This window comes from Pseudomonas sp. FW306-02-D09B, assembly GCF_058782685.1.
Genome location: NZ_JBYSXY010000011.1, coordinates 1 through 12,537, shown reverse-complemented (window position 1 = coordinate 12,537; position 12,537 = coordinate 1). Strand labels below are relative to the sequence as shown.

Sequence of the window (12,537 nt, the reverse complement as noted above, 5' to 3'; positions counted from 1 at the left end):
GCTTCCTTGAAGTCGGGGCTCAGAGGCGTTCGATGATGGTGGCAATGCCCATGCCGCCACCGACACAGAGGGTCGCCAGGCCGTAGCGCAACTGCCGCACTTCCAGTTCATCGAGCAAGGTGCCGAGGATCGCGCAACCGGTGGCGCCCAGCGGGTGACCCATGGCGATAGAGCCGCCGTTGACGTTGACCTTGGCCGGATCGATGGCCATGTCCTTGATGAACTTGAGCACCACCGAGGCGAACGCTTCGTTGACCTCGAACAGATCGATGTCCTCGACCCGCAGCCCGGCCCTGGCCAAGGCCTTGCGAGTGGCCGGCGCCGGACCGGTGAGCATGATGGTCGGATCGGTGCTGGTGACCGCCGTGGCGACGATTCGCGCCCGTGGCTGCAAGCCCAGTGCCCGACCTTTGGCCTCAGAGCCGATCAACATCAGCGCCGCGCCGTCGACGATCCCCGAGCTGTTGCCGGGCGTGTGAACGTGACTGATTCGCTCCACATGGCTGTAGACCCGCAACGCGGTAGCGTCGAAGCCCATTTGCCCGAGCATCTCGAAGCTCGGCTTGAGCTTGCCCAAACCCTCCAGCGTCGACTCGGCGCGAATGAACTCATCATGATCCAGCAGGACGATCCCGTTCTGATCCTGCACCGGCACCAGGGACTTTTTGAACGAGCCGTCCGCCCGCGCCCGCGCAGCCTTCTGTTGAGAGTGCAGCGCGTAAGTATCGACGTCTTGACGGCTGAAGCCCTCAATCGTGGCGATCAGGTCGGCGCCCACGCCTTGCGGGGTGAAATGGCTGTGCAGGTTGGTCTGCGGATCCAGCGCCCAGGCACCACCGTCGCTGCCCATCGGCACCCGCGACATGGACTCGACGCCGCCGACCACCACCAGGTCCTCAAAGCCGGAACGGACTTTCATCGCCCCAAGATTCACCGCTTCCAGCCCGGATGCGCAGAAGCGGTTGATTTGCACACCCGCGACGCTAACGTCCCAGTCGGCCACCAGCGCCGCGGTTTTGGCGATATCGGCGCCCTGATCGCCAATCGGCGTGACACAGCCAATCACGATGTCATCAACCTCGCGGGTGTCGAGTTGCGTCCGCTGTTGCAGCGCACCGAGCAAGCCTGCCAGCAGGTTCACCGGTTTGACGCTGTGCAAGGCGCCGTCAGCCTTGCCACGGCCACGGGGCGTACGTAACGCGTCGAAAATCAAAGCTTGGGTCATGACGTCCTCGTACCGCTGGGCAGGTGAATAATTAGCGAGTTCTCACCTTAGGCTCAGCAGCGGCGGATTCAATGACCGAAGCGCTCAACGGCCTTGACGGTCACGCTCAGACGAACGGTAGTCAGCTATCGGATTAATCGATGCAGGTCACGGAACGGTCTAGCAAAAGGCCGGTAAAGCAGCTGGCAGTATGCCTCATAGCTTTTTAGAAGCAGTTTGCTCTTAGTTGATACTAAATGGATCTAAAGCACAGCCTGCGGGGCCCCTAAGGTAAACCTTACGAAGTTGTCGTCGGGTTTTGCCGAGGCGCTCGTGAGAAAGGAATTACAGCGCTTTGCCGTCATGGAGAAATGCAGGCAAGCATTCGACGCTCAGGAAATAACAAAAAAAGGCAAACAGCCATGTTCAAACATTCGAAAGTGCGTCAAGCCGGGCTCATTTTGTTCGCCACTACGCTGCTACTGATTTTGCCGAACCTTACCAAGGTGATCGGATAATCAAGCGTGGTTGTTGACGACGCCTCACTAAAAAACTGACTCGCTCGCTTTCCGGGCCTGCATGTGTGTGCCAACCTTTACGGCATACCTTCGACAGGATGGCGATCACTTGAAAGCTCTACTTTTGCTTGGGGCCTTGCTGCTCAGCACGCCCTCGTATGCCGCACAGCTGGTGCTCGACCTGGGTACCGGCAGCCGAACCTGGAAAACCGAGGAGCTGCTCAAGCATCCTCAGGTTCAGACGATTCAGATCACCGACGATGTTTCCTACAAAAGGAACATGAGTTATCGCGCGGTGCCGCTGGCGGCATTGTTGACTGGCATCAAGGCTGACGACCACTTGCAAGCCGTGGCCCTGGACGGTTTTGCTGCCGAACTGGCTGCCGCACCGTTGCTCAACACGGTGGGTGCGCAGGCGTGGCTGGCCATTGAAGACCCGGCCAACCCTTGGCCAGCGCTGGCGGAAGGCAAACCCAGTGCCGGACCGTTTTATCTGGTGTGGACCAACCCTCAGGCTGGCCATATCAGCCCTGAGCAATGGCCATTCCAGGTCGCCAGTATCAAACGCCTGGCGGCGGTCGGCGTACGCTTCCCTGCCCTGCTTCCAGACCCGGCGCTCGCCGCCAATGACCCGGTGAATCTGGGCTATGCGTTGTTCCAGAAAAACTGCCTGGCGTGCCACCGCCTGAACGGCGCGGGCGATGCGCAGTTTGGTCCGGACCTGAACATTCCCTTCAGCCCTACCGAATACTTTGGCGCTGAATTCCTCAAGCGCTATATCCGCGACCCGCAAAGCTTGCGCCAATGGCCACAGGCAAAAATGCCGGGGTTCTCGACACAGGTATTGTCGGATGAGGAGCTGACGTTGCTGGTGGGGTATTTGAAGCATATGGCGGGGCGTAAACAGCAGCCCTGAGCCTACGATCGGTTCCCACGCGTGGGAACGATCAATTCGGTTGGGGTTTGAAGCCTTGGGACAATAGCCACCCGCGCACCACCCGCCCCTGCTCCACCGTCAAACCTTCCAGCGCCTGGTCAGCCGGCTCGGTTTGCAATCGCCGCAGCAAAGGTGCCAACTCAACCCCTTGCACATGCCAGATCCCCAACGGCTGATCCGCCGTGATCACCACCTCGGCCTCATCGACAAATCCATCGTGTAGCACCGGCGCCCGCTCAATGCTCAGAGACGCAAAATCTGCGGGTGCATGAGCCAGCTCCGTGTCTGGCCACTGTCGACGTGCACGCCAGAACGGTTGCTCCGACCAGCGCAGTTCGTCGGCATAAAAGTCCCGACCAATGCGCGCAAAGCGCAAGAACAGTTGCTCGACCCGTTGTTGATGGAAGCGCTGGGCCAAGGCAGCCCGCTCAGGTTTAGCCAGCAAGGTGTTGATCACCACCGGCGCCTGCAAGGCTGAGGACAGGGATTGAAAGATGCCGTTGCCTGACAGTGGATCAACCGCCATGGCCGCATCGCCAACCCGAACCCAGTTATCGCCGCACACCTGCGGATTGAGAATCGCCGTGCTGCTGCGGGCGTGCAGTTGCAGGTCGATTTCAGGCTGCGATCCGAAAAAATCGATGGCCAACGGCGAGTCCTGCCGGCGCTGGCGACAGTAGTCGAGCAACTGCGCTTTGCCCGGCAATTCGGCGCTGGCCACATCCACGGTCAACTGCCAATAACATTGACCGTCGGCCCGCCGTGCCATCCAGGCCCAACCGTCCGGCAAACTTTCCACCGCGCTGGCGGTGCTGCCCGACGCGCCCTGCCAACGATTGAGCAGGCTGACTGTCTCCGGTCCACGTTGCCCTTTGCCAAGCGCTGGCGCCTGACGACCGCGAGCCTCCACCAGAAACTCGCTGTTGAGCTCAGCATGACCTTCGACCTCAACCCGATGGCCCGACGCCTGGGAGTGAACCGCCAACACCCGGCCTTCGATCAACTCGACGCCGGCCAGGCGCAAATCCTCACGCAGGCCGCGATCAAAGCTCGGCCGATCCAGCAGAAACTCGATGTTTTGCGCATGCTGCTGGCCGTTCCACGACACCTGTCGCTGCGACGGCAACGCGGCCCCCGCCAACGCCTGATTCAATCCTGCACCGCGCAGGGCTTCGAGCACCCGCTGCGAAACACCTTCAAGCGCCGCAAAACGACGCCAGTCACTGACCAGCGTCACCGCATAACCCAGCCGGCGCAGACCCAACGCCACCGCCGCGCCCGCAGGCCCGGCGCCGAGAATCAGGATGGCGCTCATTCCCAGACTCGCCGCTCAGGTCCGCGATAACGGGCGTTGTCTCGTAGCCATTCAAGGACCTGCGCATTGCTCGCGTCGAGGTGCCCGGCAAGGAAGTTGGCGATATGCCCGGTCAACGCCGCGCAACCGAGACTGGCACCGGATTGCCCTGGGTACATGCCCTGAACACAGGCGGCAAAGTCGGCCTGCTGGCTGTTGAGCCACGACCATTCGTGCTCGCCGCAACGGGCATCGCCGGTCACCCGCAACACCTGTGGGTAACTCGCCGGGTACACGCCCTCGCCTTGCGCCGGGCTCGACGCACACAGCAAAACACCACGGGCCAATGCCGCCGAACAGGCTTCACGCAACAGATTGCGGTCCTGACGCAAGCCCAGGCTGAGGTTGATCACTCGCACGTCCTGCGTCACCAGCCAATCGATCGCCGTGGCAATCTGCAAGGCGCTGGTGACCCCACGCTGGTCGAACACTTGCGCGACGCAAAACCGTGCCGAGGCTGCACGCCGGCTGATCGCCTCGACGACTGCGCTGCCGTGGCCGAGCGGATCGTCACGCAGTTCGTCTTCGGCGAGTCCGTCTTCGACCAGGTAAAACCGTCGCCCGACGCTCACTTGTCCGCGTTGTGCCACGGAATGTCCGCTGTCGACCACGCCAATCCTTAGCTCAAGCTTCATGCAGCACCTTAACCTGCGTTAGCACGCCGTCGAACAACTCAAAGCGCAGATCCGCATCGGCCAGGGTTGAGGGGCGATGGCTGATCAGGATTCGTGTACGTCCGGCAAACAGTCGATCGATGGCCTCGATAACGTCCCGCTCAGTGGCCTCATCGACCGCCGAGGTGGCTTCATCGAGCACCAGAATCAGCGGATCCTGCAACAGCGCACGGGCGATGGCAATCCGCTGTTTCTGCCCGCCGGACAACTGCTGACCGCGCTCGCCCAACGGACTGTCGAGGCCTTCGGGCAGGGACGCGATCAGGCTGTCGAGCTGCGCCAGCCGAGCCACTTCGGCCACCGCCTCACGACTGGCGTCCGGCACCGCATAGGCGAGGTTATCCGCCAGGCTTCCGCGAAACAGCACGATGTCCTGGCTGACCACGGCGATCCGTCGACGCAACTCGAACAATGCAAGCTCGCGCAGGTCGATCCCGTCCAGCAGCACCCGACCAGACTGCGGGTCGTGATGCCGCTGCAGCAGGTCGATCAGCGTCGACTTGCCAACCCCGGAGCCGCCGCTCAGGGCAACTTTCAAACCGTAGGGAATACGCGCTTCGATTCCGCGTAAGGTCGTCGGCCGCCCGGGATGGCTGAAGTGCACCGCCTCAAAACACAGTTCGCCAGAGCTCGGCATTGGCTGCGGTGCGACCGGTGTGACGACGCTCGGCTGTTCACCCCGCAGGTCCATCACCCGACCGAGGCTGACGGTCATCCGTTGAATCGCCACGTACAACCCGAGCAAGCTCTGCACCGGCCCGACCGCCATCCCCAGATACGTCGAAAACGCGATCAACGCGCCGAGCTGCCACGTACCCTGCACCACCCAGTAACCGCCAATCAAAAACGCACAAGCCCGCGACAACGAAGTCAGTGTGCCGGGCACCGCCTGGGTGAAAAACTCAGTGACTTGCAGGCGCAGTAACTGGCTCATGTAGCCCTGCCCCAATGTTTCGAGGCGCCGTGCTTCGCGCTGTTGCTGGCCGGCGGACTGGATGAATTTCATCACTGGCAAGGTTTCGACCATGAACGAGGACATGTCCGCCGAACGCTCACGCAACTGCCGCACATCACGCTCGACCTTGCGCCGCATCCAGCGCAGCCAGAGCACATCCAGCGGGATCAACACCAGCGCCAGCAACGAGAGTTTCCACGACAGGGTCAGCAACATCGCCACCGCGCAGACCAGACCGATGACGCTGGAAACCGCCGAGAACAGCGAGTCGACGGCAAAGCGCTGGATCTCTGCGACATCACCGTCGAGGCGCGACATCAGGTCGCCGATCCGCCGTTGCCCGTAGAAGCTTGGCGACAAGGTCTGCAAATGCCGATAGAGGTCGTCGCGCAGGGCAAACAGAATGCGCCCTGACAACCGTGTGTGCAGGTAGCGATTGATCCCCGACAACGCGGTGCCAAGCAATCCGGCGACGATCATCAAACCGGCGATCAGCACCAGCATGGAAAAGTTATGCGCCAATAGCCCATCGTCAATCAGCAATTTGGTCAGCCAGGGCTGCACCAGCACCAGCAACGAGGCGCACACCGACAACCCGAGCAGCCCGGCAATCGCCAGCCGATGCGGGCGCACGAAGCCGTACAGCCACTGTAAGGCGGCGTCCAGTGCCTGGGGGTTGTGACTGTCGACCAGCCTGACGATCAAGCGCCGCATCAGCTGCGCAACTGTTTGAGCTTGCGATACAGCGTCGCTCGACTGATGCCCAGCGCATCGGCCGTCGCCGAAACGTTGCCGTGATGATTGTCGAGGGACTGGCGGATCAGCTCCAGTTCGTTCTCGCGGATACTGCCGCAGGTCGAACGCTCGCAGGCATTCAACTCGTCGAGCATGCTGTCGGGCAAATGCTCCAGGCTCAGCACGGTTTCACCGGGTTCGCGCATCGCCAGCGCGGTACGCAGCACCATCTCCAGCTGACGGATGTTGCCTGGCCAGTGGTATCCGGCAAGCAAGTTGCTCAGGTCGCCCTTGAGCTTGACCGTCGGGGCGTCCAGTTTGCCGAGCAGACGGGTCACCAACTCACTGAAATCATCGCGCTCACGCAGCGCCGGCAGCATCACGCTGATGCCATTGACCCGGTAGAACAGGTCTTCGCGAAAGTGTTTTTCCTCGACCAGACGCTTGAGGTCGCGGTGAGTCGCGCAGATCAGCGCGACGTCGATGTCTTGCTCTTCACCGGCACCCAGCGGTGCGACCTTGCGATCCTGCAACACCCGCAACAGGCGTGCTTGCAGTGCCAGCGGCATGTCGCCGATTTCATCGAGGAACAACGTGCCACCATGGGCCTGTTGCAAACGGCCGATCATCCCGCCGCGCCGCGAGCCGGTGAACGCGCCTTCACGATAACCGAACAGTTCCGACTCGATCAGGCCTTCGGGAATCGCTGCACAATTGACCGCGACAAAGGGTTTGTCGCAACGACTGCCGGCCATGTGCAGCGCCCGGGCGATGACTTCCTTGCCAGTACCGGTTTCCCCCAGCAGCAACACCGGCAACTCATTGGCCAGGCCTTGCCGGGCCATCCGTAACGCACGCGCATACCGCGCATTGCTACCGGCCAGGGATTCGAGATCGGGTTGAGGTTTTGGATTTTTGACGACACTGCGCGGTGTGCCGGTGACATTGATCGAGCGTTGCGGCGCACGCAGGGTTTTGTAGAAAAATTCGCCTTTGGCGGTTTGCAGACTGCCGATCCCGCCTTGCTGCAGACGCGCCAGCAATTGCAGGCCATCAACCCCGAGAAACTCTTCGCAGCGGTGACCAACCAAGGCTGAACGCTCGGCATTGAGCAACTGGCAGGCCTGGGCGCTGACCGCCAGAATTTGCCCGCCGAGGCTCACCGCCAACAGCCCTTGCCAGGGCGATTCGAGGTACTGTCGACGGCTATGAAAGGCCAGCACGATCTGCTCGGGAAAGCTTGCGTTGAACACCCGGCTTTCAATCTGACTGACCGCCATTGCCAACAACGCGGTGCTGTCATGCGCCCGGCCCAACGGGCCTTCGCGGGTCAGATCGAGCACGCCAAGGATGTCGCCTTGAGGGCAGTGAATCGGCACCGAACTGCAGGAAAAATCGCTGAGACGATCGAGGTAATGTTCACCGCAGTCGATCAGCGTCGGCCGGGCTTCCACCAGCGCAGTGCCGAGGGCGTTGGTGCCACGAGCAGCTTCGCTCCAGCAGGCGCCCAGGGTGATGTCTTGCAGGCCGCTGCCCTTGAGGCGGTCGGCGCGGCCTTCGACCGCGAGAATGGTCGCCTCGGAATTGGCGAGGATGATCAGCCCTTCCTTGCCCTGACGCTCGGCCAGGTAATCGATGGCCGGCATCGCGGCGTCGATCAGCAAGCGATTGCTCGCCAGCAACACCTCAAGACTCGCGCTCGATTCCAGCGCCAACTCATGCTTGCCATTGAAGTGCACGCCATGGCTTAAGCTGCGCCGCCATGAGGCATCGATTTCAGCGCGCAACACCCCGTTCGGGACTTCGCCTTCAAGGTGAAGTTTCTCCCGGGCCAGCCGGGCTTCATGTTGCGGTTGTGGCGTTATTGTTTTTATAAGAGTCATCAAGCGCTCCGGATTGGTCCGCCCAGTCTCTGGCCGGTTCACTTCCAGACATGCAACGAAGCACGCACGTCATGGGGAAATATCTACCCGGTTCAGGTGGCAGTAAAGGGAAGTTTGCCCGAGACCTCGGACAGCCCTTCCCTCACGCAAAACCTGCGCCATGGGAATTCGGCGCCAGCGCTTATCTTTACGTTAACGTCAAGAGACTGGCAAGTGCCGTAGAGCACCTGCCCCGGTGTTCATGAGCAATAGGACTCGCGTTGCGATTCGATCAGGGTCAATGCCGCCGACCAGGCCAGCTCGATGATGTGTTCGGCATCGTCCTGTTCGAACTGTTCAGCCGTGTGAACACAAACCTCCGGCGACGGAAAGTTCAGCTCACACCCGCCCGCCAACGCCTGTACCTGCGCCTGGCAGGCACGCTCCAGAAAGTAAATTTCCTGGAACGCGTGAGCCACACTGGCGCCGCCCACCAACAGTCCGTGATTGCGCAGGATCATCGCCTTGTGCGGTCCCAGGTCGGCAATCAACCGCTCGCGCTCGTCCAGCGACAAAGCGATACCTTCATAGGTGTGATAAGCCAGCTTGCCGTAGAACTTCAGTGCGTGTTGAGTGATCGGTAGCAGGCCCCGCTTCTGCGCAGCCACCGCCATGCCCGCCGCCGTGTGGGTGTGGATCACGCAGTTCAGATCGGAACGCGCCATGTGGATCGCCGAATGGATCACGAAGCCCGCCGTGTTGACCCGATGATCCGCATACGCCGGATCGACAATTCGGCCCTGTTGGTCGATGCGCACCAGATCCGAGGCGCGCATGCGATCAAAGATCACCCCGTAGCGATTGATCAGGAAGTGATGTTCGGGTCCTGGAATCCGTAATGTGATGTGGGTGTCGATCAGGTCGGTCATGCGAAAGTGCGCAACCAACCGATACAGGGCCGCCAACTCGCAGCGGGCCTGCCATTCAATGGTGTTCATGTGCTCGGGCTTATTCACCAAATCACCTCTTTTTGTGTGTGATGGCGAGCGGGTTGCCCTTGGACGGGCAAAGCGCAGACGCCGGGTATCAACAGCACGGTGTGCTTGTGAGCTTTATCGCGGCCGGGCTAGGATTAGTCAAATTTCAAATTCTTAACCTAACTATTAGCCTGACTAATAGCAGGATTCCTTATGCCCTCACCCCTCCCCCAATCCAGCCGACGCTTTCTCAATGACCGGCTCGACTGGAACCTGTTGCGCACCTATCTGGTGATCGCCCAGGAAGGCAGCATGAGCCACGCTGCTGCACGCCTGCACATCACACAATCGGCGGTGAGCCAGGCGCTCAAGCGTCTTGAAGAGCAACTCGACTGCGTGCTGATTGTCCGTAGCGGCCGGCGTTTCGACCTCACCGAAACCGGTGAAGAAGTGCTGCGTATCGCGGCCGATGTCTATGGTGATATTTCGCGCCTGGGGCCGGTGATCGAGAGTCCTCACGATGACGTGGTGGGCAAGGTGCGGATCCTGACCATCAGCGGTATCCAGTCCCCGCACTACGATGAGTTCCTCGCGGACTTCCATAAGAGCCATCCGAATGTCGAACTGGAAGTCGAGGTGATGGGCAGTTCGAACATCATCAGTGCCCTGCTGCAAAAGACTGCGACGGTCGGCATCGGTTTATCCCGACTGCCGCAACCGCGGCTGGAGCAACGGGTGCTGTTTCGCGAGCGATATGGGTACTTCTGCGGCCAACGCCACCGTTTATTCGGGCAGACGAATCTGAGACTGGAACAACTTGCCACCGAGCACTTCGTCAGCTTCACCAGCGACCAGTTGGGCGGCAATCTTTCGCCGCTGACGCTGTTTCGCGACCAGCAAGGCTTTACCGGCAAGATCGTCGCATCATCGACCAGCTTTGAAGAGATTCACCGGCTGATCTGCGCAGGGTTTGGGATCGGCTGTTTACCCGTTCACCTGGTGCAGCGAGATGTCGAGCAGGGGTTGCTATGGCGTTTGCCGCCTGAGGAGGGTGTGGTGGATCTGGATATTCGGCTGCTCTGGAATCGTGAGCAGAAAATGACTCAGGCCGAAACAGTGTTCCTGGAAAGCTTCCAGCACCTGCTCAACAGGCATGAGCAGGCGCTGTAGCTTTCAGCGCGTCAAACGTGAGGATCGCTGGGTGGTTTGCTCGGGCTCGCGTATTGCGGCTTCAGATGGCCGTCCTTGTCCAGCAGCCACGCATCCATGATCTGCCGCACCACAGGGCCGGCAACGCGACCGCCGGCCTCGCCGTTCTCGATCATCACCGAGATCACGATCTGCGGATGTTCGGCCGGGGCGAAACCGACGAACAAGGCGTTGTCGCGGTTACGCTCACGGGTCTTCAATCGGTCGTAACGCTCGCCCTGTTTGATTGCCACCACTTGTGCAGTGCCGCTCTTGCCTGCAATCCGGTATTGCGCCCCCACGGCCGCCGCACGGGCGATACCGCGCGGATCGTGCATAACCATCTGCATGCCGTGGTTGACCTGCTCCCAGTCGTGCGGATTCTTCAGCAGGATGTTCGGCATCGGATGCTCATCCACCGGCGCCACGCCATCGATCGTCTTGGCCAAATGCGGTCGGTTCCACACGCCTTTGTTGGCGATCAGTGCCGTCGCCTGAGCCAGTTGTAGCGGTGTCACTTGCATATAACCCTGGCCAATCCCCAGGATCACCGTTTCACCGGGGAACCACGGCTGACGGCGAGTAGCGCGCTTCCATGCCTGGGACGGCATCAGCCCGGGGGACTCTTCGAACATGTCCAGCGAGACTTTTTCGCCAAGGCCGAACATCGCCATGTAATCGTGCAGGCGATCAATGCCGAGTTTGTGTGCCAGGTCGTAAAAATAGGTGTCGTTGGAGCGCATGATCGCTGCGTCCATGTCGACCCAACCATCGCCGCTGTGATTCCAGTTACGGTATTTATGGTCGAAGTCCGGCAGTTGGTAGTAACCCGGATCGAAGACTCTGGTGGACGCCGTGACCACGCCGGTGTCGAGCCCGGCAATCGCCACTTCCGGCTTGATCGTCGAACCCGGCGCATACAACCCGCGCAAGACCCGGTTGAACAGTGGGCGGTCAATGGAGTCATGCAGCGCCGCGTATTCCTTGAAGCTGATGCCGGTGACGAACAGGTTCGGGTCAAAGCTCGGTTTGCTGACCATTGCCAGCACTTCACCGGTGGCCGGATCGAGAGCAACCACTGAACCACGGCGGTCGCCCAGCGCGTCTTCTGCCGCTTCCTGAAGCTTTACATCGAGGCTGAGCACGATGTTTTTTCCAGGGATCGGATCAGTGTGCTTGAGCACTCGCAGCACCCGGCCCTGGGCATTGGTTTCGACCTCTTCATAGCCGACATGGCCATGCAGCTCGGACTCGTAGAATTTTTCGATGCCGGTCTTGCCGATCGACTGGGTACCGCGGTACTCGACGGTATCCAGTGCCTTGGATTCTTTCTCGTTGATACGCCCGACATAACCGATCGAGTGGGCGAAATGCGCACCCAGCGGGTAGTTACGCACGAACTGCGGCTCAACGTCGATTCCTGGGAGGCGGAACTCGTTCACCGCCAGTGTCGCAATCTGCTCTTCGGTCAGTTCGTAAAACAAGGTGACCGGAACAAAGGGATGGCGCGCCTGCTTCATCGCCTTATCAAACAGTGCGCGGTCTTCAGCAGGCAAGTGCAACAGATTGACCACCGAGTCCAGCTCGCCTTTCACATCGGTTGCGCGTTCGCGGGTGATGATCAGGTTGTAGCTTGGCCGATTATCGGCCAGCAGTACGCCGTTGCGGTCATAGATCAGGCCGCGAGTCGGGGTAATGGGCAGGACATGTACCCGGTTGTTTTCAGAGATCGTCGAGTGATAGTCAAACTCGACCACTTGCAGGACGTACATGCGCACAACCAGCGCGCAGGTAATTGCAACCACGAACAGCGCGCAGGCCAACAGCCGTTTGTTGACCAGGCGCGTTTCTTTTTCGTGGTCCTTGATCGGAATCGGTTCGGGCATTTCTACAGCAACTCTTTGACCGGGTTAAACGCCATTCCCTGCGCGTGACATCAGTCCATTAAAAAACGAGCTGCACCATACCAAAAACTGCGCGGCCACTTTAGGGGTAATTTCCCAAGTGGCTGTCCTTGACGGCCAAAACGACGGTCGGACATTGGTACAGCCGATGAGCACTTTCTCGCAGGCAAAACAAAACCCCAACTGCTTTCGCAATTGGGGTTTCGGAATTTAATCTTGACGATGACCT

The 12,537-nt window shown here is 60.3% G+C and carries 10 protein-coding genes; 2 read left to right on the top strand and 8 right to left on the bottom strand.

Annotation, left to right across the window (positions count from 1 at the left end; translation table 11 throughout):
- Nucleotides 1-19: 19 nt before the first annotated feature.
- Nucleotides 20-1,225 (bottom strand): acetyl-CoA C-acetyltransferase, encoded by a 1,206-nt coding sequence (locus tag AC3WK5_RS18480; protein ID WP_103315414.1) that lies wholly within the window; start codon nucleotides 1,223-1,225, stop codon nucleotides 20-22.
- Between the two features lie 558 nt (nucleotides 1,226-1,783).
- Between AC3WK5_RS18480 and AC3WK5_RS18475 the strand changes: the two genes are divergently transcribed.
- Complete coding sequence (locus AC3WK5_RS18475; RefSeq protein ID WP_103315415.1) at nucleotides 1,784-2,638, top strand: c-type cytochrome; 855 nt, start codon at nucleotides 1,784-1,786, stop codon at nucleotides 2,636-2,638.
- A gap of 31 nt (nucleotides 2,639-2,669) precedes the next feature.
- Here AC3WK5_RS18475 and qhpG read toward each other — a convergent pair whose 3' ends face one another.
- From qhpG to AC3WK5_RS18450, 5 genes are all read right to left on the bottom strand, one after another.
- Entirely contained in the window at nucleotides 2,670-3,974 is a 1,305-nt protein-coding gene (gene qhpG, locus AC3WK5_RS18470; protein ID WP_103315416.1) for a flavin-dependent monooxygenase QhpG, read from the bottom strand.
- Nucleotides 3,971-4,648 (bottom strand): subtilisin-like serine protease QhpE, encoded by a 678-nt coding sequence (gene qhpE / locus AC3WK5_RS18465; protein WP_103315417.1) that lies wholly within the window; start codon nucleotides 4,646-4,648, stop codon nucleotides 3,971-3,973. Before qhpE ends, qhpG begins: the two co-directional genes overlap by 4 nt.
- Complete coding sequence (locus AC3WK5_RS18460) at nucleotides 4,638-6,356, bottom strand: ABC transporter ATP-binding protein (RefSeq protein ID WP_103315418.1); 1,719 nt, start codon at nucleotides 6,354-6,356, stop codon at nucleotides 4,638-4,640. The genes qhpE and AC3WK5_RS18460 overlap by 11 nt, the downstream gene beginning before the upstream one ends.
- Nucleotides 6,356-8,260 (bottom strand): sigma-54-dependent Fis family transcriptional regulator, encoded by a 1,905-nt coding sequence (locus AC3WK5_RS18455; protein ID WP_103322137.1) that lies wholly within the window; start codon nucleotides 8,258-8,260, stop codon nucleotides 6,356-6,358. The genes AC3WK5_RS18460 and AC3WK5_RS18455 overlap by 1 nt, the downstream gene beginning before the upstream one ends.
- Before the next feature lie 239 nt (nucleotides 8,261-8,499).
- On the bottom strand, nucleotides 8,500-9,255 hold the full coding sequence (locus AC3WK5_RS18450) for a class II aldolase/adducin family protein (RefSeq protein ID WP_103315420.1): 756 nt from the start codon (nucleotides 9,253-9,255) through the stop codon (nucleotides 8,500-8,502).
- 174 nt (nucleotides 9,256-9,429) lie between these two features.
- Here AC3WK5_RS18450 and AC3WK5_RS18445 point away from each other — a divergent pair, with 174 nt between their 5' ends.
- Entirely contained in the window at nucleotides 9,430-10,386 is a 957-nt protein-coding gene (locus AC3WK5_RS18445; RefSeq protein ID WP_103315421.1) for a LysR family transcriptional regulator, read from the top strand.
- 11 nt (nucleotides 10,387-10,397) lie between these two features.
- Here the strand turns inward: AC3WK5_RS18445 and mrdA are convergent, their stop codons facing one another.
- Both mrdA and AC3WK5_RS18435 read right to left on the bottom strand, forming a co-directional pair.
- Nucleotides 10,398-12,290 (bottom strand): penicillin-binding protein 2, encoded by a 1,893-nt coding sequence (gene mrdA, locus AC3WK5_RS18440; RefSeq protein WP_054596418.1) that lies wholly within the window; start codon nucleotides 12,288-12,290, stop codon nucleotides 10,398-10,400.
- Nucleotides 12,291-12,340: 50 nt separating this feature from the next.
- Nucleotides 12,341-12,537 (bottom strand): hypothetical protein (locus AC3WK5_RS18435; protein WP_492574154.1); only part of this gene is annotated, 197 nt, incomplete at its 5' end.

Coding starts and splice junctions, on each gene's coding strand:
- AC3WK5_RS18480 (WP_103315414.1), bottom strand. CDS start 1,225: ATGACCCAAGCTTTGATTTTCGACGCGTTACGTACGCCCCGTGGCCGT.
- AC3WK5_RS18475 (WP_103315415.1), top strand. CDS start 1,784: ATGTGTGTGCCAACCTTTACGGCATACCTTCGACAGGATGGCGATCAC.
- qhpG (WP_103315416.1), bottom strand. CDS start 3,974: ATGAGCGCCATCCTGATTCTCGGCGCCGGGCCTGCGGGCGCGGCGGTG.
- qhpE (WP_103315417.1), bottom strand. CDS start 4,648: ATGAAGCTTGAGCTAAGGATTGGCGTGGTCGACAGCGGACATTCCGTG.
- AC3WK5_RS18460 (WP_103315418.1), bottom strand. CDS start 6,356: ATGCGGCGCTTGATCGTCAGGCTGGTCGACAGTCACAACCCCCAGGCA.
- AC3WK5_RS18455 (WP_103322137.1), bottom strand. CDS start 8,260: ATGACTCTTATAAAAACAATAACGCCACAACCGCAACATGAAGCCCGG.
- AC3WK5_RS18445 (WP_103315421.1), top strand. CDS start 9,430: ATGCCCTCACCCCTCCCCCAATCCAGCCGACGCTTTCTCAATGACCGG.
- mrdA (WP_054596418.1), bottom strand. CDS start 12,290: ATGCCCGAACCGATTCCGATCAAGGACCACGAAAAAGAAACGCGCCTG.